15 protein-coding genes are annotated in these 19,971 nt (G+C 56.1%); 3 read left to right on the top strand and 12 right to left on the bottom strand.

Annotated features, from left to right (window positions below):
• Positions 1-107: 107 nt before the first annotated feature.
• Both ACRWA7_RS03735 and ACRWA7_RS03730 read right to left on the bottom strand, forming a co-directional pair.
• Positions 108-1,922, bottom strand: a complete 1,815-nt coding sequence (locus ACRWA7_RS03735) for a NosD domain-containing protein (RefSeq protein WP_438390117.1) — start codon at positions 1,920-1,922, stop codon at positions 108-110.
• A gap of 140 nt (positions 1,923-2,062) precedes the next feature.
• Positions 2,063-2,998, bottom strand: coding sequence for a polysaccharide deacetylase family protein (locus ACRWA7_RS03730; protein ID WP_438390116.1), 936 nt, complete (start codon positions 2,996-2,998; stop codon positions 2,063-2,065).
• A gap of 686 nt (positions 2,999-3,684) precedes the next feature.
• Here ACRWA7_RS03730 and ACRWA7_RS03725 point away from each other — a divergent pair.
• The 3 genes from ACRWA7_RS03725 to ACRWA7_RS03715 all read left to right on the top strand — a co-directional run bounded on the left by ACRWA7_RS03725 (position 3,685) and on the right by ACRWA7_RS03715 (position 8,379).
• On the top strand, positions 3,685-5,940 hold the full coding sequence (locus tag ACRWA7_RS03725; RefSeq protein ID WP_060858823.1) for a polysaccharide biosynthesis tyrosine autokinase: 2,256 nt from the start codon (positions 3,685-3,687) through the stop codon (positions 5,938-5,940).
• 89 nt (positions 5,941-6,029) lie between these two features.
• The gene (locus ACRWA7_RS03720; protein WP_438390115.1) at positions 6,030-7,262 is read left to right on the top strand and encodes a hypothetical protein; all 1,233 of its coding nucleotides are present in this window, start codon (positions 6,030-6,032) and stop codon (positions 7,260-7,262) included.
• A gap of 40 nt (positions 7,263-7,302) precedes the next feature.
• Positions 7,303-8,379 carry a hypothetical protein gene (locus ACRWA7_RS03715; RefSeq protein ID WP_438390114.1) on the top strand — a complete coding sequence of 359 codons (1,077 nt, stop codon included), beginning with the start codon at positions 7,303-7,305 and terminating at the stop codon, positions 8,377-8,379.
• A 69-nt stretch (positions 8,380-8,448) separates the two neighbouring features.
• On the opposite strand, the gene ACRWA7_RS03710 is transcribed toward ACRWA7_RS03715, so the two are convergent.
• The 10 genes from ACRWA7_RS03710 to ACRWA7_RS03665 all read right to left on the bottom strand — a co-directional run bounded on the left by ACRWA7_RS03710 (position 8,449) and on the right by ACRWA7_RS03665 (position 19,886).
• Positions 8,449-9,381: a glycosyltransferase gene (locus ACRWA7_RS03710; protein WP_438390113.1), complete on the bottom strand. Its 933-nt coding sequence runs from the start codon at positions 9,379-9,381 to the stop codon at positions 8,449-8,451.
• 73 nt (positions 9,382-9,454) lie between these two features.
• On the bottom strand, positions 9,455-10,396 hold the full coding sequence (locus tag ACRWA7_RS03705; RefSeq protein WP_060858820.1) for a glycosyltransferase: 942 nt from the start codon (positions 10,394-10,396) through the stop codon (positions 9,455-9,457).
• A 57-nt stretch (positions 10,397-10,453) separates the two neighbouring features.
• Positions 10,454-11,611 carry a glycosyltransferase gene (locus tag ACRWA7_RS03700; RefSeq protein WP_060858819.1) on the bottom strand — a complete coding sequence of 386 codons (1,158 nt, stop codon included), beginning with the start codon at positions 11,609-11,611 and terminating at the stop codon, positions 10,454-10,456.
• Positions 11,612-12,733: 1,122 nt separating this feature from the next.
• Positions 12,734-13,081 (bottom strand): hypothetical protein, encoded by a 348-nt coding sequence (locus tag ACRWA7_RS03695; RefSeq protein ID WP_438390112.1) that lies wholly within the window; start codon positions 13,079-13,081, stop codon positions 12,734-12,736.
• 235 nt (positions 13,082-13,316) lie between these two features.
• Positions 13,317-14,315: a GntR family transcriptional regulator gene (locus ACRWA7_RS03690; protein WP_438390111.1), complete on the bottom strand. Its 999-nt coding sequence runs from the start codon at positions 14,313-14,315 to the stop codon at positions 13,317-13,319.
• A gap of 84 nt (positions 14,316-14,399) precedes the next feature.
• A complete protein-coding gene (locus tag ACRWA7_RS03685; RefSeq protein ID WP_438390110.1) occupies positions 14,400-15,398 on the bottom strand; it encodes an alpha/beta fold hydrolase in 999 nt (332 codons plus the stop codon).
• A gap of 2 nt (positions 15,399-15,400) precedes the next feature.
• A complete protein-coding gene (locus tag ACRWA7_RS03680; protein WP_438390109.1) occupies positions 15,401-16,498 on the bottom strand; it encodes a Zn-dependent alcohol dehydrogenase in 1,098 nt (365 codons plus the stop codon).
• Between the two features lie 4 nt (positions 16,499-16,502).
• A complete protein-coding gene (locus tag ACRWA7_RS03675) occupies positions 16,503-17,327 on the bottom strand; it encodes a phytanoyl-CoA dioxygenase family protein (protein ID WP_060858814.1) in 825 nt (274 codons plus the stop codon).
• 48 nt (positions 17,328-17,375) lie between these two features.
• Positions 17,376-18,584: an alpha-hydroxy acid oxidase gene (locus ACRWA7_RS03670; protein WP_438390108.1), complete on the bottom strand. Its 1,209-nt coding sequence runs from the start codon at positions 18,582-18,584 to the stop codon at positions 17,376-17,378.
• Between the two features lie 24 nt (positions 18,585-18,608).
• Entirely contained in the window at positions 18,609-19,886 is a 1,278-nt protein-coding gene (locus ACRWA7_RS03665; protein ID WP_438390107.1) for an MFS transporter, read from the bottom strand.
• Between the last annotated feature and the right edge of the window lie 85 nt (positions 19,887-19,971).

Below are 19,971 nucleotides of genomic sequence, written 5' to 3'. Positions count from 1 at the left end.
TTGTCACGGAGTTTGTTGGCAGTTATGTGCGTTGCGTAACGTCGCGTGCATGCACGGGTGATCAAATCGGCTCAAAGTTAGTTTGCCTGATCATTCGAATCAAGCGATCAATTAGCGCTGACGTTGTTCGATAAGATCATCCCGGTGCCGTGAGTTTCGGTGTAACTGTCGCCGCAGCCGATCGAACTATTTCCACTAGCCGACATACTGGTGCAGCCGTTGAGGTTGATGGCGGTTGCACACCGCCGTATAAGATTGGCTGAGACCACGCCGCCCGTACGATTTACCGCTTTAATGCCGCTTCCACCGGGGCCGTCGAACCCTTCAACGACGTTGCCGACGATCACGGCGCCGCTTGGATTCGATTCGAGATGTATGCCGTGCTTGACGCTTGCCTGACCGACCACAGTGTTGCCGTTGATAACGGGATCGGACACGTCGGAACAATGTATGCCATTCATTCCCATGTAGCGCAGATTGTTCCCAAGGATCGACGGGGAATTTTGATGAAGCGCCAGGATGCCGGCCGCGCCATCAGCGGCATTGCACAGAACGCTGTTGTTGGTGACGGTAGTACCCTCCCCGCGTTCATGCCACTTGAATGTAAGGAGCGGCGCGCCAGCTGCGATCGGATTGCTTGCAACCAGCATTTTTGCGGAGACACTGATGACGAAAGTTGCGTTGGGCACGCCTGCGCCCGTAATCAGTTGCCCGAGTTGGACCGCCGGGTTGGCAGCCGTTAGCGTGACCCGCGCGGTGCCGTCGGTCGTCGCCCGCTGTTTGACGGCCACGGCCGAGTCAATGTCCGATCCCTGCAGGGAGATCGCCGCTTGTGCGTGACCGCGCGTGAGATCGATGGTATTGCCCGATATGACACATTGCACCGCTCCACCATAAACAGCGATGCCCGCGTGAATCGGCTCCCAGGACGACCCGGTACCATCGGTTGCCGCGCGATCAATGATCACCGTGTTACCGGTGACCGAGCAGGCGAGCGAGCGAATGATGGCGATGCCCCACCATTTCGCGCCTTCCACGGTATTGCCCGTGATCGTCGAATTGTTGACGTTTTCGGAAACGATGCTGCGCCGAAACGATCCGCGCACAACGTTACCGACCACCGTACACATATTGTCCTGTAGGGGGAACGACTCAGCATGATAGTCGGCAAGCCCTTCGAGATGGATGCCTATGCGGCAGTCTTGACCAACCTTGGCCGTCACGAGATTACCGACAATAGTAGCGGCGCAGCCCCAGACCGTGATCCCATCCCCGCGGTCCTCGCCATAGCTTGAGGTTTGCAATGGCCCGCCACCTGCGCCAATGCAATCCAGAATCCTGTTGTTGGAGATGATGAAGTCGTGATACTCGCCAGTTGACTCCACCTGAATTCCGTTCTGGAATTGACGAATCGTCGAACGCGTCACGGTTCCTGCGCTTGCGCGAAACATGATGCCGACGTTTCTAGCGCCCGTATTCGATTGAAGCAAGTTCCAGTTGGTGAGAAGAATTCCATCGAATTCACATGCGTCCGCCGTCACCGTAATTGCGGCATCAGTGGCAATGCCGGCAGTAAAGCGCAACTCGCCGCCGCCCTGCACGCGCAATTTTTTGCCAATTTTGAGTGGATGCCTGAGCTGGAATACGTAGCCGCCAGGTATATTGATGATTGCCACGCCGCTGCTGAACGCTTTTTGTATTGCAACGCTGTGGTCGAGCGATGGCGTTCCCCGGCGTGCGTCGTCGCGCATGTCTGGCGCCATGAAGTCAAGCACGCTTGCTTCACAATCTGGCACACACTCTTTTGCCGCTGCTGCCGGCACGGCCGCGAAATAACTCGCAATAGCGACGCCGGCAGTCGTGGAGATTCTCGTCAGAAAGTTGCGCCTCGGTTCAGTCACGGCATGTTCTCGCAGGTTCAAGCCGCGCTGAATCGGCGGGCGACATTACGGATACTGAGTGTGAACGAGTCGCCGGAAACAGCTTGCGCGACGATCAATCGCGCTAGTTGACCAAACGCTGCGGCGTTCGTTGACGAAGAGCACTGCGCCGATCAAGTCACCTACTTGTTCTCGGCGTTTGTCTGGGTTTTGCGGATTCTGGTCACTCCAGGTATCCGCATTAGTGCGGACTTGATCGCTCCCAATGGCAAGACTCGCCACGCCAGCGGAACGCCGGTCATCTGCGCGGCAAACCACGGCACGGAGGAGTCGTCCTCAATGTCGAACGCCCTGAGGCGATACGGATCGGTCCTCTCGTCATTCCAGCCCACCGCCGTAGTGCGCGCGGTCTTGTATCCGGTCGCCTTGAGTATTTCCACTTCGCGGGCTGTGTATCGGCCGTACGGATACGCGAAGTGTTCGCATGACGCGCCCGTGAGTTGCTCCACCTCTTGCTTCGAGCACACCAGCTCGTCGGTGCATTCGTCGACATTCAGGCGCGTGAGCGTCGGATGAAAGCGCGTGTGAGACTGGAAGTCGACGTGAGGAAGCATCGCCTCGATTTGTTCGCGGCTCAGTCCGCTGACCGGGGTATCAATGCTGCGTTCGTGCTGCTGGTATCCATACGACGCCAGTTCTTCGAGCCGTTCGGCATTTGCCAGTTTTATCAGGCGCTTGATCCCTGCGCGTTGTGCTCCCGGCGTAAGCCACCAGTGCGTGCGTTCATGCGCCACGATACTGCTGCATATATAGATCGTCGGACGAATGCCGTGCTTGATAAACACCGGCAGCAACGCTGCATTCCCGACATGACCATCGTCGAACGTAAGTGCTGCGCGGGGGCGGCCTCTGCCGGGCGTATTGACCTCGGACATCGGAACGAAGTCGCAGTACTGCTTCAGATATTGAAGATGGGCGTCGAGTGTCGCGGGATTCGGATCGTGATACAAGAGCACGGCGACTCGATCTCGCCACAGCATAAGACGCGTTACCGTCTTCAGGACGTCGAGAATAACCGATTGTGTCAGGATCGTTCGCGTCAGTGGCGTCGGTTTCATGTCGCCTCTAGATTGTCCTGTGCGTGCGCATGCGTTGCATATCGTTATACAGTCCTCAATAACCCATGAACGTACGGTTACACACAAATCAAGTCCGGCGCGGCCGAAGTTCCACGCAAATCCGTTCCGTACGGGTGCATCACGTCTGAAGAAAATCAAGTAAGTCTCTTTACCCTATACCGCTTTCTTGCCACCAGGAAGAATGGTTTATTTAGCTCCCTCGCTGTGCGTTTGCGAACGGACGGGATTAAAACTGCATCGCAGACTGTGATTGTGCTAGATGGGAAGAACGCTTTTGCGCCCTGCTTTGGCATACCCGCAAGCAAGACTTTCCTGCATGGCTAGATTGCATTGGTCGAGCTTCAAAGACATTGGCATTGAAGTGCTTCTTCACACCGTATCCCGGCAACCAGACCAAAACGGAGTGAGCGCTGAGGGATGAGCCGAATTATTAGTATTACGTAGTCTTGTCGCCGCACATCTTCCGTTCAGACAAAAGAAAGTCCACTCGGCGTTGCCGAATTCTTGTGAATGATACGAGCTGGATAGCAGAATCGAAACGTCCCGGCGTTCGGGGCATTGGATCAAGCCAACACAACAGCAACACCGGAACCTAGCTTGCGTCAGCGCTTCGCCGGGTTGATACAAGCGATCGGCTAAACCTCTTCATCGATGATGGGCGCCTTATGAACGAGCTTTCTCCCAGGTTGCAGGCTGCCAACCAACGCCAAAATAATATCGATCTGGTCCAGTATCTCGACGTGATCTCCGCGCACCGTTGGCTGGTCCTCGCAATCGCCGGCACGGTCTTGGCTCTAGGAACCGCGTACAGCTTTCTCTCGCCTCCTGTTTATCAATCAGACATTTTGATTCAAGTTGAACAGGAAGTTCCTACCAACACAAAAAGTCTGCTTGGCGACGTATCAAGTCTCTTCGACGTCAAAACGGAAACTACTGCGCAGATCGAAGTGCTGCGTTCCCGCATGGTGGTTGGAAAAGCCGTTGATAATCTTAAGCTTTATATCAATGCGGAACCTAAGCGCTTTCCGCTGATCGGAAGCTTTCTCGCGCGCTGGAATAAAGGCCTGTCAACACCTGGCCTGCTAGGAGCTGGCGGCTATGCATGGGGCAATGAATCGATCAACGTCGCTGTCTTTGACGTGCCCGAGGATCTCGAAGGCGAAGACTTCAAGCTAACCTCGCTTGGGAATGGTCGATACAAGGTCAGGCAGAAAAATCTCGACGCGCCGATTTATGGGCGAGTCGGCGAGACGATCGTCTCAAACGAAGATGTTGGATTAGTCACGATCCGCGTGCAGGCACTCAACGCCAACCCCGGAACCGAGTTCATTCTGGTGCGCAAGTCACGGCTGAAGACGCTGGAAACTCTGCAAGACAAGCTGTTCATCTTAGAGAAGGGCAAGCAAAGTGGCATTATCAGCGCGTCATTGACTGGCGCGGACCGGCAATTGACGGCAAAAATCCTCAACGAGATCGGCGAAGAATACGTCGCAACGAACATCGCCCGAAAAGCCGCCGAGGCGGAGAAATCCTTGGCGTTCCTTGGTGATTTACTTCCGCAACTCAAGAGCGACCTTGAGAGTTCGGAGAGCAGCTATAACGCTTTGCGAATCAAGCGTGGTACGTTCGACCTGAGTGAGGAAGGCAAAACCTATCTGAAAGAAAGTGTCGACTTGCAGGCAAATCTGATTGCGCTCAAGCAAAAACGCATGGAACTCGCCGGGCATTTTACCGGAGACTATCCGGCAGTTCGGGCCGTCGATCAACAAATTGCCGCTCTGAGCGACAAAGCAGCTTCCTTGTCGCAGCGAATGACCGACCTGCCTCAACTGGAGCAGGAATCTCTACGGCTAACGCGTGACGTCCGCGTGAACAATGACCTTTATGTCGGCATGCTAAATAACATGCAACAGTTAAAACTGGTCAAAGCGGGCAAAGTCGGTACTGTGCGTTTGCTTGACCGCCCTGTTGTAGCGAAAGATCCTGTCAAGCCGAACAAACCGCTGCTGATCGCCGCCTCGGCAGCGCTCGGGCTTCTGCTGGGGGTGGTGGTGACGTTTGTCCGTCATAGCATTCGTGGCGGCATTAGAGATCCTCAAGATATCGAAGAACAAACCGGGCTGACCGTTTATGCAACCGTGCCAGTTTCGCGCATGCAAGCGAACCTTGAGCAAGAAGCCCGGACGCGCAAGGATGGTCTGTTCCTGCTTGCAACGCATGCACCGGAGGACCCGTCGGTGGAAAGCCTGCGAGGGTTGCGCATAGCGCTGCGGCTGGCAATGCTGGATGCAGGAAGCAATCGCGTGTTGCTCACCGGTCCGAGCGAACAAATCGGCAAATCGTTTCTGTGCGCGAATCTCGCGGTCGTGATGACAAGCGCCGGCAAGCGCGTGCTGCTGGTCGATTCCGACCTGCGCAGGGGACACCTGAATCAATATTTCGGCAAAAAAGCCCAGCCGGGACTGTCCGATGTGTTGATGCAACGTGCCACGGTGGATCAGGCGCTGCAGCGTAACGTCGCGCCTGGGCTCGACTTCCTCGCAAACGGCACGACGCCGCCCAACCCTGCGGAGCTTTTGATGAGCGATCAGATGGGACTCCTATTGGATTCGATCGGCAGCAGTTACGACATGGTGCTCATCGATACTCCGCCCGTACTTGCCGTCTCCGATGCAGCGGTGCTGGCGGATCGCTGCGGCAGCGTGTTTCTCGTCGCGCGTTTTGGCACGACATCTGCGGGCGAACTGCGCGAATCGGTAAAGCGGCTCAGGCAAGCGAGCGTAGAGCTGAAAGGTGTGATCTTCAACGCGTTCGATCCCGCCGCATACCGCTACAGCCTCAGCGCAGCGGGCCGCGACCGATATTCTTCGTATCAGTTCCAGTATTCGACTGTTGCGGCAGAAACCAAATCGGGTAGTTGATTTTTTGTTTTTCATAATTAGCGCCATCCCGCGGAAGATGAATGCGGTATGGCTGACTTGGCCTTGTCATACCGAACCCTGACTAGACAATGATCGTAAATGTGAAGCATTCGGTCGTCAGCGTCGCGGGCGTCATCTTGAGCCAGACCGCAAATTTCATCGCAGTAATCTTGATAGGAAAGTTTTGCGGGCCGAGCGAACTCGGCTACTTCAGTCAGTTGAACGCAATCGGGCTTTTCGCAGGATCGGTGCTAGGCTTGCGGCTAGAGGTCGCCTGCATGGCGGCGGAAAAGAAAATCGCCGTTGAAGCGCTGGTTAGTTCAAGCATTGTGGCGACTGCGATAGCGCTGCTTTTGGCCGGCCTTGGTGTCGCCAGCGGACAGGAAAAGTACATGTCCGTGCTTTTGCTTTCTTGCGGTGTCTTTTATCAGGCAGCACTCGGTTCAGCACTGGCAAGTGAACGTAGGTATGTCGGTATCGCCGTGCAGCGCGCGCTTCCGAATGTCGTGTTTGCATTGGTATTCGTCGTGCTCATGACGGTCGCAAAAACCACATGGAGCGGCGCGCACATTTTTGTTGTGTACAGCTTGGTCTTTTTTGCATCGGCCGCTCTTCCATTGTTCAGCTACTTATTTTCTAACCGGGCAATGTTGACGCGGCGGTGCCTTCAGTTTTCGCGTTTGCAACTGGATTACGCCAAATTTTCGCTACCGACCACGTCTCTCAATTCAGTTGTGATCTATTCGATCGCGATCCTTATGCCGCTTGCATTCGCACCACACGATGCGGGCGTGTTCGCCTTGGCATACCGCGTCGGATATTTTCCGGCGTCCCTTTTATCTCAAAGCCTCGGTGCCGTATTCCGCCGCGATCTGATCGATCTTGTGGAAAATGGAAACGGCACGGGCAGCATTCGCAATCCAGCAACTTCTTTCTCGCGGATTCTCATGCCGCTCAGCGTGCTGCTTATCTTCGCCGGCTACCTTGGCCTCGCTCTCATTATCAACTTCAAGATGGGCGATCTTTGGCAGCCGTCAATGCACGTTTATCTGGTCTTCTGCCCGTACTTCCTGGCTATGGCCGTGTTCGGATCGCTGGCTCAGGTCTTTATTGTTTTCAACCAGCAAAAATTCGACCTTTTGATCCAGATAATGAGTACGGTAAGCATCTTCCTTATTTTTGGCGCTACCAGCATCTTCAAATTGGATTTCATGCTGGTCATTCTCCTTCTGAGTCTATCCGGAACGTTGGTGGCATGCGTGGGAATTTATTACTCCGTCAACGTGGCCAAAGGTAGCCCAAGGCTAGAGTCTGCCGTATAAACCATCGGGTTTGCGCTCCTGGCAACTGGAGGGAATCAACGTGCGTATTGTCAAATTGCCCGGAGTGATTGGGGAAAGCGCGAGTCCGGGTGTATCCGCAGCGATCTGGCTGCTGGTGTTATCCCTTCTATGCTTCGTTGCCATTAGCCATGAATCAACGCTTCCCGCCAGATTTTTATTGGATGAACAGTTCATCCTTGAACGAATGGTCGCCGACGTGCATTTTGAAGCGTTCGGCGACGCGTTCGACAATCTTGCGTGGATTTTTCGCTCACTCGGGTTGAGTACGCTAGCGATTACAGTGGTCGGATTTTTTTGCTCGACCTTAGGATTCGTATTCGCAATCTGGCGATCGGAAGTGAAGAGCCTGAGCTGTATGGAATTCCTGATCACGTGCTTTTGGCTTTTTGATCAAACGGTGTACATCGGGATGCTTTCCAAGGAAATTGTCATATCGCTAGCGGTGTTGCTCCTTCTCCTATGCAAAGATTCGCGGTTCTTGATCCTGGTCTTCATAACGTGTTCATCGGTTATCGCGATCTTCTTTCGTTCTTATTGGGCGATCACGCTTGTTCCAACCTTGATGCTTTACTTTGGGCCGCCATTTTTTCGCAGGCTTCCGTTTCTCATTGCGCTTGCCGTCCTCGTGTTCGCATGCGTGGCCGTGGACTTCCGCATCCAGTACGGCGAAGCGCTGGATTTTGCACGGCAGATGGTGAACGAAACGAGAGATCCAACCGAGGTCGCTTCGCTTATTGTGCAATTCATTCCGGGAGGTAATATGGTCTCGGATGTAACTAACGCCATGCTTATCTTGAGCACGTTCCTGTTCCCCGTGCCGCTGATCCTCTCAGGCGTGGCAACTCAGACTATTGGCGGAATCTGCACTTTTTTCACGCTTGTTCCCATGTTTTTGCGCTACCGGACGTGGAAAGCGCTCCGGGAACCTCGCCGCTTCGAGAAGCTGTGCTTTTGCTTTGCATTCAGCTTTCTTGTAACCCAGGCGATCTTCGAGCCTGACTACGGCTCGTTCCTCCGCCACCTTTCGCCCATTTCACCGCTCTTAATGTATCTATTGCTCTCGTCGCGATCAGCGCAGGAGTCCGATGCATCTTAGCCGGGATAGAAGACCAGGCCACCGCATTCGGAAATTCGCTCAGAACTACATGAACGGCAGTTCACGGCATCAACGAATGTGGGCCGCGTCGTCCAAGCAGCGATCTATACCCGAGGCGGCAATTATGTTGTTCCAACGTAGATGCTCCAGCGTCGAAGGGTCGTTGAGCGGGACCGCGTTATCCGACAGATGTCCCATTCCGGCGAATATGTCCGGGCCGGTCACTTTGCACTGTATGCCGAACGCAGCAGCGGCATTCAGATTGGACGGCGAGTCGTTACAGATAATCCTTTTCCCGAGCGCAGCATACTCAAGAAGCTTCGTCGGCGTTTGAACGTTGTATGGACGTGTGTATGGAATCGTCGATATTGCAAAGGTGCAGTTCTTAACGACGTCGAGCGCATCGCGTTGCGACAATCTTCCCGTAAATATCAGGCCAGGTGCACCTTGATATTCGTTGGCAATTTCCTTTTCTACAGCGCCGACAAGCACTAGCGTCTCAGACGATCGCCCGGCAGAAACGAACCCTGCAAGGAATTCATCAACGCCCCTCTCCCGCGTGATCTCACCCATATAGCAGAATGTCCCGGAAGGTAGCGACCGGTTACGTGGCGTTTGGCTTGAAAAAATCCAGTCTGGTACACCCATTGGCAGCAGAATCGTTTCTACGCCGTCTTTGAAGTTCATCAGCTCACGCATGGAACTGTTCTGGAAAATCCGCAGATGCGGACGCGGCTGCAACACCCTTTTTGCAGCGTCTTTCAGCGTTATGTAACTTCCGACGGACAAGGACCGATAATCATGAATGATGTAACGCGACACCAGTTTTTTTGGATAAAACCCCATAATGCACCAGAGCACATAATTTTCAGGATCGCCAATTTTTACATAGTCGGCAATCATCCCAGAAGAAACTTTGTAACCCTTGTTCTGGAAGTACGCGATATAGGCGCTTATTTCCGGATAATTAGCTTTTCCTGTGTGCAAGATAAATATCTTCATATTTCTAAACCCCTGTCTCTGTGCTTGGTTTTTATAGTTATCATCCGATATTTTGAAAAATGAATTAAATTGGCTATGCGTAGATGTTGAGTTTTGCCAGAATGTAACTGTCTATATTTGAATTCTTTATAATATTGTCCCATGTGAGCTGCGTGAAGTTAATACGCTGATTCGATTTCGCGGAATTGATGGTCGCCGTAGTAATTTCGGAAAATATGTCAGAACTGGTGATAATGCTATTGATCTGCAAGTCCTCGCAGCACGCAACATTTGAAGGGGAATCATTGCATAATATCTTTTTTCCGAGTGCGGCGTATTCCAGCAACTTAGTGGGCGTCTGGTAACAATGCGGACGATGATATGGGAAATACGACACCGCAACCGACGATTTGGCTACAAGGGCGAGCGCGTCGCGTTGCGGCATGGGCCCAGCGAAGACCAAGCCTGGCCTGCTAGCGTAACGATCATAAAGGCGAGGTTCTGGCTTACCAACCAGGAGGAATGAGGCTTCAGTATTTTGGAAATTACCAAGAAATGCATCGATCACAAAATTGAAGCCTCGCTCGAAGCTCATATCTCCGATATAGCAAAAATCCGCGATATTTTCGGCATTCGGCGGCAATGGCGGTACATCAAAGATCCATTCTGGAACCCCCATTGGAAGAATCACCGATGGAACGTCGTCGTTGAACCTCATGATGTTTTGCTGAAGCGTATTCTGAAAAACGCGAAGATCTGGCTTGGCATTCAGATAACGCTTTGCGATATCTTTGATCCGCGCCGTGCTGCCAACGGACAGCGACCGGTAGTCGTGAATAACAAAGTCCGAGGTAATCCGTTGCGGATAAAACCCCATGATTGCCCACACGAGGAAAGCTTCCTTATTCTCCAGTGCTTTATAATCGCTTAACGTACCGATTACCACCTCAACGCCGCGCGCCCTATAGTAATCTGCGTAGGCCATAAGCTCGGGATAATTAGCCCGACCGGGGTGTAATAGGAAGAGTTTGTACACTATTGCTCCTCGAAACGCCGATGCGATAACCGCATCAATCAATTGTGTGCGTGATAACTACGCCGGTTCGTCCGCATTAGGCTGGACGTCGCACGGGTCGATTACACGATTCTCGAACGCTTCCTTTGTATCCTTTTCAACTGCCGACTCGTAGGTGTTCAGCCATCTGCGAAAGATCGTGTCCATTGAAAACTTGGTTAGGGCGAGTTCCCGCGCCGCATGGCCCACTCGCTCTCTAAGCTGCCGGTCATCGCGCAACTGCTTCAGATAACTTGCCATCTCTTCCTTGGTCGAGGCAATAAATCCTGTAACGCCATGAACCACAACGTCACGATTGCCGACCACGTCGGTCACCACGGCGGGGATGCCCGCGACCTGTGCTTCGATCAACGCAACGGGCATCCCTTCCCAGCGCGACGTCTGGACATAAATGTCCAGACCCGACATCAACTCCAAAGCGCGCGAGCGTGTGAGCCAACCACTACAAGTGATAGCCGAGCTTTGCTCGAGAAGGGACAATTCGTCTGTGTTTCCGCCGATCCAAAGAAACTTGGCAGTCACATCGTGTAACTCGATAGCAAGCGCGAAAAAGAGCTCTTGATGCTTCTGAAACGACGCGCGGCCATTCATTCCTATGACCACATTTTCGTCATCGCGGACCACGCGAAGCGGGATACTATTGATATCGACGCCGTTCTCGATCAGTTTGGCGTCTTTCACCCGAAGCTGCGTCTCGATCTCATGTAGCTCACTTGGCGAGCAAGCAACCACCGTCCCCCCCATTAAATGCGCCATTCGTTCGAAAGTCAGATAAGCGAGTTGCTTTTTACGGGAGACGTCGCGGCGAAGAAAAGAAAGACCGTGTGGCGAATAGAACACCTTTGCATTCGGGGTTGCAATCTTTGCAGCTGCTCGCCCCAGCACACCCGCTTTTGAGGAGTGCAGGTGAATGACGTCCGGCCCGCACCGGCGAAGCTGCCTCACCAGCCCCCAAACGCTTAAGCAGTCGTTCCGGACGTGGACCTCCCTGCACATGTGGACATACACCAAGTCGACTTTGGGATGGAACAGTTCCGCGAAGTTTTTCGGCGTCTCAGTTCGTATGGAATAGAGCACCGTGACCTCGGCCCCCGTTGATACCGCGCGGTTGCAAAGCTCTGTCAGCATTGATAAAACGCCTCCTCCCAATGCCTCTGTAACGTGAACGATTTTCATGGGCCTCCCACGCCAATTATCAATTTTCCCCGATTTTCGAAATACTCATGACTCATGTTTTGGTTGGCGGTCTTGAGCCCGAGATTGATCTGGTATGTAGATTGCAAAAGCACTTTCCAAAACGAAAAGCGGCAGCAGGATTGCGGTATCAGCTGCATTGCTTGCGGGATTTCTGTACTTACTGCTTTGGATTCAGCAACCTTCTTATAAATCGAAGGAGCAATAATCAGATATAAATCGGCGAGGAAACGACAGATTCAGCAGACATAATTTCGGCCTGTATTCGCACGGTCTACGCAGCCAAGCGGCCTTCGACTGTGCTGCTTAACAAGCTAACCATCGGGTTGACGCATGCCCCGAACAAAGCTGCATCAGTATAAATTCAATCTCGATAATGCCTGCCACGAAATCTTTACGTGACAGTAAAAGCATTAAAAATGCTGCTCTGTGCGGAAGGACACACCGCAGAAGCATAAGTTTTTGTCATATAAAATAATATAAGAATTGTGAGTATTATTATTATTTAAGGACGATTATTTTAATCAAAACAGTCAGTATATCCAACAGCAAATGACCGATTTGGAACGGTTTCCGACGCCATTAAATTGCGAGCTTCTCGTTCTATAATGCGCGTTTTGTAGTAGGTGGAATCTTTTTTGTCGGCGCACCATAGCGTATGCTCGGACCGACCGCTGGTTGAGGGTTGGCGTCAGCCTGGATAAGCCGACGGCCTGAGGCTTGAGACAAGGCCGGGATTTGATTACACCCGTTTTTAATTCGAGTCTATGTCTAGTAGAAGACTCGTGCTCCGTTCACGGTTTTGGCGCACTCGATGCGGCGAGGCAGATCTGATGTGGTTAAAAATCAAACGCGCGGGTTCTGTGGTGCTCGTGATGTCCGTCTTTCTCACGCTTACCGTGCTTATGTGGGCTTTCCAGACTGTTGAAAAAATCGTCAATCGATCGAAGAACCGATCCGACAAATCGCAAGGGCCACCATGCGCCTGAGCCCCTGTGAATGCAAACGCTTTGCTTCAGGTTGCCGGTGGGCGCCCGTCGTGATCGTGATTGATTGTCGGCTGTACTCGTCCTTGCGGGCCGGCGCGTAACTGCCAGTCCGCATTCATGCAAACCGGTGATCCTCCAGCGCGTGGCGGCAGACCTGCAACATCCGCTGAACGACGGTACTTGCCGGATTCAACCTCATGTCGCCGGTGAAAAGACCCTGGACATCGGCGCGTTTTAACGCAATGCCCACAGTAAGCAGGTCGCGTTGCGCAATCTGCAACGCAAGTTGCCCAAGGCGTACCCTCTCAAGCCACGGCAGATTCAGGCGGTTGACCGAAAGCCATGAGCGGCACGCAATCACGACATGGTCGACGCGCCAGTCGCTGGTAAGCGCATACGTCGCCGCGGCCGTGGCGACGACAAAGCACAGTAGTTCCGCGTGCGCCTCGGGAAGGAGGCTCATATCACCTGTTTCCATACTTGCACTTTTTACAATGAACGCCGGAAGGTATTGGCAGCGATCCGCCTGGATTGCGGCATCCGATATCCTGCCACGATAAGTCGTCGGCGAGGTGGGTTTCGGAATTTGGGGTATGGTCAATCGCGTGAACCACATTGCAAGAGCTTACCCATATGAGGGCAAGTCTGCCGAAACAACAGCCGGAACGCTTTAGGCAAACATCAGGCCGCGCGCTTTTTCACGAAGGGATCGCGCTCAGATAAGGCGGCAACTCCGGCTGTTCCAGACGGCTCACAAGATCAAAACGCAGCATCCAGCGGGTATCGGCTTCGTCGAGATGCTTTTGCAACTCTCTTGCGGCGCGTGCGGGCTTGCCGGCAAGAAGCGCGTCGAATACGCGCAGGTGCTCGGCAAGCGCGTTATCGATCAGTTCGCCCGGAATGCTCAGGTACGGATCAGCGAGATAGCGCGTCGGCACGAACAGCACATGGGTGCGCGCAAGCGCCTGAACGATCTCACGGTTCGGACAATGTGAAAGCAGATCGATATGCAGATCCGTTTCCGCCGTATCCATATCCGAGCCGCCGCGCGCAATCTCGGCGGCAAGGCGTTCGCGCATGATCTCCAGTTTTTCGCGGCTGACGAACGGCGCTGCGTGGATCAGCGCGGTGGGTTCGAGCAGCCGCCGCATTTCAAACAGATGCCCGATGCGCTCCGCCGTGACGCGTTCCGCGACCCAGTGGCCAATGCGATCCTTCGACAACGCGCCCACGCTATGCATGCGCGCCATGACGTCCCGCGCGACGGTACGGCTGACGTTGAAATGTTGCGCGAGCCGCTCTTCCGTAATGCGCACGGAACCGAACAGCACGCGCGTGCAGAGTTCTCGTTCGACGGCCGCGTACATGCGCTCCCATTGCGGCGTGCTCGTCAGTTCCAGTTTATCGAGCGTGGCGGAGCGGCCGTCCGGGCAGCCGCTGGATCGTCCCGCCACGAGATAGCCCCGCCCTTCGCTTTCAGTCAGGAGTTTGTCGGCGCATAAAGCGGCCAGCGCGGATCGCGCCGGAGAGCGGCTGATGCTGAAAGATTTCGCCACTTGCGCTTCGAGCAGCTTCTCTCCGGGCAGGATGCGCCCGGACTCGATCATCTCTCTCAACAGAAGATAAACGCGTCGACGAATCGAATCGCTGGATTCTGCAGGCGACTCAGCCTCTGGTGTGACGATTGATGAACTCATGGTGGGTCGTGGCGCGCGTTTCGAAAATGACGAAGCCTTACTCTAGCGCATCGTTGCATCGGCGGGAGCAGCGCGGCTATCAGGCTAGCGGGCGAGGAAACGGCCGATCTCGCGGTTCAGAAAATCGGCGGAATGCGCGTCGGCGTCGGTGGCTGCGAGGTGGCCGCTCGTCGAGGGCAAGCGCAGGAACGTGCAGTCCTGAATCATACCTGCTGCGAACTCGGCCGCTTCGACCGGGTTGTACAGGTCCAGCCCGGGCGCGCCAATCAGCGTCCGCGCCCGGATCGATTGCAGCGCGCGTTCCGTATCGCCGTTGAACCCGGGCGTCATACCCACATCATGCGCATCGTAAGCCCACGACTGATAAATCCAGTCCAGCGGATCGCCCCGCTGTTCGCCCAACCACGCAGCCCGTTGCGCGATCCAGCCGGGAACGTTGGTGGCATCGGGCACGTCCCTGGCAAATCGTTCTGGCGTGCGCATCGCGAAGATGTGCATGATCGCGGTCCAGGCCTGCGCCCCGCCGCTTCCCGCTTCGAGACATAGACGGGCAGCGTGGTTCATCGCCGCGGCCCACGGCGCGGTCTTTGCCATCGGTGTCAGTGCAACAATGCTGCGCATGAATCGCGGATAGGAAACGCCCCACTGCAGCGCCTGCATGCCGCCCATGGATGCGCCAGCGACGCATTCCAGGCTTTGGACGCCGAGATGCGCGAGCAGCGCCATCTGGCTTTCGACCATGTCGCGGATTGTAAAGCGCGGGAATTGCCGGCCGGGCTGCTTCGGCGAATTCGATGGAGAACTCGACAAGCCGTTGCCGATGGCATCGGCCACAATGATCGTGACCTTGTCGGGATCGAATGCGCGCTCGCGGCCAATCAGGAAATCGAGCCGGTGATGCGTACTGCCAATGGCGCACAGGCCGAGCACCACAGGTCTCGACGTATCGGCGAGATCGCCGTGGATCACGTACGAGATCTTCAACTCGTCCATGCACTCGCCCGACTCCAGCCGGAACGCGCCGAGTGCACATTCATGATGCGCGGACTCGATCCATCCGGGTTGCATCGGCGGATGCGGCATGATCAGAACTCGATCACGGAACGGATGTCGATACCGCGCGCGAGCCGGTCCAGTCCCATGTTGATATCGGCGAGCTTGATGCGGTCAGTGATGTATTCGTCCAGCAGCAATGTCCCTTTGAAATACGCGTCCACCAGCATGGGAAAGTCGCGCTCCGGCACCGCGCCGCCATAACTCGCGCGCACGATGCGCTTCTCGCCCATCAGCGTCGACCAGCGCAATGAAAGGTTTTCTTGCGCTGGCAATTTGCCGAGCCATATCACGTTGCCGCCCACGCGCACGAGTTCGAGACTCGCGCGAAACGCGGCGGGGTTTCCCGCTGCCTCGAACACATAGTCGGCGCCTCGCCCTGATGTCAGTTCGGCGAGCGCGCTGTTGAGATGTTCATCGGCTAAGAGCGCATGGGTTGCGCCGAAGGTGCTTGCCAACTGCAACTTGTGCGCATCGCGATCGACCGCGATGATCCGCTCGGCGCCTGCAAGCCTTGCGCCCTGTATGGCCGATAACCCCACGGACCCGCAGCCGATCACGCAGACCGAGCTTCCGGCATCGACCTTGGCGACGTTCAGCACCGCGCCCACGCCTGTCATCACGCCGCAGCCGATCAGGCACGCGCGGTCGAACGGCATCTCCTTCGAGATCGGCACCGCGCAATCGGCCGTCACCACGCACAGTTCCGCGAAGCTTCCGGAATACATGAGTTGATGCACCGGGTTTTCGTCGAGAAAAAGCCGCGGCCTGCCGTCGAAATGCCACGCCGCCGGCGACCGGTCACGATACTGCTGGCAAAGTATCGATTGCTGCCTCATGCAATAAAAGCAGCCGTTGCAATGCGGATTCCATGACGTGATCACGTGGTCGCCCACCGCGAGATGCGTCACCGCCTTGCCCACCCACTGCACGACGCCTGCCGCTTCGTGGCCAGGCACGAACGGCACCGGCACGCCAAGATCTCCGCGGACCGCTTCAAGATCCGTGTGGCAAAGGCTGGTTGCCCGCACGCTGACCACAACATCGTTATCGGCCAGCGCACCGAGCGTCAGGCGCTCGACGGTGAGTGGCCGCCCTGTTTCAGTCAATACCGCCGCGGCAAAGTTCATGGGATCAACGACGCTGCGCCGCGCCCTTGTAAAGTATCTGCTGGTTGCGCTCGCCGATCTGCTGGTGCAACGCGACGAACTCGGGTTCGAGATCGGCCGTTGGCCGCGGTTCGTGCTCGAAAGTGTTGAAGGTATCCACGCCGCGCACGAGCGTCGCGCTGTCGTCGCCTTCCAGCTGGCGGACGTAGGTTGGAATGTAGCGGATCGCGTAACCGATCCGGCGTTTATCGGACGCGTTCGGCGGCGAGCCGTGCACAATGCGCACGTGGTGCAGCGACATCTCGCCGGGCTCCAGCTCAATCGATACCGCTTGCGACTCGTCCACGTCCACCGCGACCTCCTGCCCGCGCGTGAGCAGGTTGTGCTCGGAGAAGGTATCGCGATGAGGAATCTGGTCGAGGAGATGTGTTTTGGGAACGACCTGCATGGCGCCGTTCAATTTATTGCTCTCCGACAACGCCACCCACGCGGTCACCACGTCCGGCGCCGACAGTCCCCAATACGTCGAATCCTGATGCCATGAAACAAAGGCCGGATCGCGCGCGTCCTTGATGAAGAAACTGCTTGCCCAGCAGAGCAGGTTTTCGCCGTAGAGGTCGTCGATGGCATCGACAATTTCACGCCGTCTCACCAGCTCGTTCAACCACGGAAACAGCAAGTGGCTTTTCACGTTCAGCGCTTTCTTGCGCAGCTTGTCGTTGCCATGCTCGAAGTCTTCCAGGCGTTCGCGCAGTTCGAGCGCCTGCGCCACCGGCATCACGCGGATGGGCGCAACGTAGCCGAACTCCTTGAAGTGCCGGACCTGTTCTGCAGTGAGTGCTTTCAACATGTATCGTCTCCGGGTTAAAACGTTGGGCGCCTGCGCCGCTTACACCGTCTACGCTGCTTGAACGGCTGCGAGGCGTTCCGTCTGCGCTTGCGCGGCAGTTGGCGGTTCGAGCGAGTGGCCGCCCGAGGTCAAGGCGCGGCAGTCGACGCCACGCACGTCCGTGATACCGCACAGCGCCATGGTCAGATCCAGTTCGCTGCGAATGATCTCGAGGCAACGCGTCACGCCCGCCTCGCCTTGCGCGCCAAGTCCATATAAAAAAGCCCTGCCTATATAAACCGCATGCGCGCCGCACGCGAGCGCCTTGAGCACGTCCTGGCCGGAGCGAATGCCGCCGTCCATGTGCACTTCTATTTCGCCGCGGACGGCATCGGCAATATGAGGCAATGCGCAAATAGTCGATAACGCGCCGTCTAGCTGCCGGCCGCCGTGGTTCGAGACAATCAGCGCATCGGCGCCGCACCGCGCTGCCATCAACGCGTCTTCCGGGTCGAGGATGCCCTTCACGATCAGCTTGCCTTTCCAGAGACGCCTCACCCATTCCACATCCTTCCACGTGAGGGTTGCGTCGAACTGATCGGTGGCCCAGTCGGCCATGGAAGCAATGCCCGTCACGCCGGGCGCATGCCCGACAATATTGCCGAAGGTACGCCGCGGCGTACCCAGCATGCCGGCGCACCAGCGCGGCCGGCTCATCATGTTCACAATATTGCGCGGTGTGAGTTTCGGCGGCGCGGACAAACCGTTCTTGCGGTCCTTGTGGCGTTGCCCCTGGATTTGCAGGTCGAGTGTCAGCACCAGTGCCGAACATTCCGCTGCCTCGGCACGCCGGATCAGGCTCGCGATAAACCCGCGGTCGCGCATCATGTAAAGCTGGAACCAGAACGGCCGCGTGGTCGCCCCGGCAACATCCTCGATGGAACAAATGCTCATGGTCGACAGCGTGAACGGTACGCCGAAGCGCTCGGCCGCGCGCGCCGCGAGTATCTCGCCGTCCGCGTGCTGCATGCCGGTGAGGCCGGTCGGCGCAAGCGCCACGGGCATGGTGACGGGCGTACCGGCCATCGTGGTCGAAAGATTGCGCACGCTGAAATCCACCGCCACGCGCTGGCGGAAATGCAGCCTGGCGAAGTCGTCCGAGTTCGCGCGATACGTGGATTCGGTCCACGAACCGGCATCGACGTATTCATAGAACATCTTCGGCACGCGCCTTTTCGCTGCGATCCGCAGTTCTTCGACAGTCGCGAAATAGGTCATCTCGAGGGTCCGTGTAATTGACGCCTAGCTTCTGGCGGGTTCGGCTTCAAACGACACTTGCTGCCTGGGCGAGCGCACGAAGATCGCAACGGACAACGCGCCCAGCGCCGCGATCAAGCCGGTCAAAAGGAACGCGCTCTTGAAGTTGCCGGACCATTGCACCAGGAAGCCGGTCGCGGCCGGCGCCACGATGCCCGCCAGATTCGCGATCAGATGGACAAAACCGCTCACCGCGCCGACGCGATTCTTTTCGACGGTATCGAGAATGATCGCGAAGTACGTGTTGAACGACGCATACATGAAGAAGACCGCTACGGCCATCAGCGTGACGGCGAGCGTCAGATCGGTCACGGCCCCCGTTGCCGCAATACACAGCGCGCCCGCGGCAAGGCTCGTGATCAGCACGAGCTTGCGCGCGAAAATGGCACGGCCTGTCTTCCGGTAAATCCAATCGCACACAAAGCCGCCCGCCACCAGCCCCGTTGTTCCGACCAGCCACGGAATCACGCTCACCACCGACATCTTCTGGATGCTGAGGTGATGGGCCATCGTCAGGTAGCTGGGGAACCACGAGAGGAAGAAATACAAAATGTACGCGTAGCCGAAGAACGCGAACGCCGTCGCCAGAATGCCCGGGCGCAGGAGGTAATGAAGCAGCGGACCCGTTTCTCCGGCAGGCGCATGCTGGACTTCGGCGCGTTCCTGACGCGCGTCGAGGCCGGACTCGGGCGCGACGTCGGGCTTGTCCTTCGCCCACAGCATCCACGCGACGACCCACAGCACGCCCACTGACGCAATCACGACAAACGACGTCCGCCAGCCGGCGCTCACCGCAATAAACCCGACAACGGGTCCCGCAAGCGCCGCGCCGAACGACTGCCCGGAATTCGCCACGCCAATGGCCGTCGCCTGATCCTTGCGCGCAAACCAGTTCGAAACGAGCTTGTTGATATTCGCGCAGTACGGCCCTTCGCCCATGCCGAAAATCACGCGCACCACCAAAAGGCTCGCAATGCTGAAGACGCCCGACGTAAGGCCGCAGAACAGCGACCAGACCAGCATCGAGACGCTCAATACCGCCTTCGGGCCAAAGCGGTCCGACGCGTAGCCGCCAACGAAGCAGAACAGCGCATAACCGACAAAAAAGCTGCTGAAGACAATGCCGAGTTGCGCCGGATCGAGATGGAGATCCTTGGAGATCAACGGCGCGGTAATCGATAAAGCCGCCCGGTCGAGGTAGCTGATCATCCCGCCCACGAATAACAAAGTGACGAGTATCCAACGAGGCCGCTGCTGCGTCATGAATGTCTCCAGAATGATGGCGTCCGCTCTTTTGCCGGCTTGCCACGTGGGATTGGATCAGCCGGACGTTTTATAAAAACGTCCT

It is taken from the genome of Caballeronia sp. DA-9 (assembly GCF_051615025.1).
Taxonomy (GTDB): Bacteria; Pseudomonadota; Gammaproteobacteria; order Burkholderiales; family Burkholderiaceae; genus Caballeronia; species Caballeronia sordidicola.
Note: the sequence above shows the minus strand (reverse complement) of the source record. Positions and strands in the feature narration are given on the sequence as shown.